The 1,131-nt window shown below is 46.2% G+C and carries 2 protein-coding genes and 1 pseudogene; all 3 read left to right on the top strand.

Going from position 1 to position 1,131, the window contains the following annotated elements:
* A partial coding sequence (locus ACTXGO_RS14330) for a hypothetical protein (RefSeq protein ID WP_443574987.1) occupies positions 1-189 on the top strand: 189 nt, incomplete at its 5' end.
* Positions 190-235: 46 nt separating this feature from the next.
* Positions 236-1,021, top strand: coding sequence for a transglutaminase family protein (locus ACTXGO_RS14325; protein WP_443543026.1), 786 nt, complete (start codon positions 236-238; stop codon positions 1,019-1,021).
* Between the two features lie 34 nt (positions 1,022-1,055).
* Positions 1,056-1,131: pseudogene (locus tag ACTXGO_RS14320) on the top strand (peptidase); the annotation flags it as partial.

Raw genomic sequence — 1,131 nt, 5'->3', positions numbered from 1 at the left:
GCAGTATTACTCGGTGAAGACGTCACTCAATTAAGTCTAGAGTTTAAGCACTGGATCAACCAGCTGCCAGAGAATACACGCTGGCGTGAGCTGACTCGCTTGACCAATCAGATGATTCGCTCCAAGGCGTTTAATGATTTTAAACTGATCAGTCGCGAGTTCAACATTATCTTGCAACAAGGGGTTTAAAGCCGTTATATATGTACTACTAATAACAAAATAATAAGAGGACAATATGAAACTTCAAATCAGTCATCAGACCAATTACTATTATGGCGAGCAGGCGCAGCGCAGCGTACAGTATATCCGTATGACACCTATGAATCTGCCGCATCAAACCATTCATCGCTGGGATGTGCTATTGCCCAAAGTCGCAACCAACCTAAAGGACGGTTTTGGTAATGAGTGGCTCACTTTGAGCCGTAACGAGACCCATGATAATTTGCAAATGCAGGCCTCAGGTATCGTTGAGATCAATACTGATACCGAGCGCTTAGAGGACTTAGCGCATGTCCCCTACTTGCTGTTTACAGTTCAAAGCCCGCTGACTCAATGCTCAGAGGCCATGCGTGAGTTTGCCGCGCCATTTTTGCAAAATGTCACTCACGAGAGCCTCAAGACTTTGGCTAATGAGCTGATTATGATTATGCCTTTTGTCAAAAACGTCACGCATGTCGGCACCACCGCAAGCGAGGCGTTTGAATTAAAGGCAGGCGTCTGTCAGGATCATACCCATGTATTTTTGAGTCTACTGCGAGATCAACAAATCCCCGCCCGCTACGTCTCAGGCTATTTGTATGACGACACCGAAAACCATATGGCAAGTCACGCTTGGGCAGAGGTGTACTTAGATGGTTACTGGTATACTTTTGACATATCCAATCAAGCGTTTGCCCCTAACTCACACGTTTATGTCGCTATCGGGCGTGATTATCTAGACACCGCGCCAGTACGCGGAGTGCGTATGGGCGGCGGTTATGAGAATCTTTACAGTCAAGTCTTGGTCACACGGTTATCATAACCCCCTATTTAATTATTAACGTAAAGGAGTATATATGACTTATTGTGCCGCCATCCGCTTAGAGGATGGCTTGTTGTTTGCCAGTGATACCCGTACCAATGCAGGCGTCG

Source organism: Psychrobacter sp. T6-1 (genome assembly GCF_052258445.1).
This window is presented reverse-complemented; position numbering and strand designations above follow the sequence as displayed.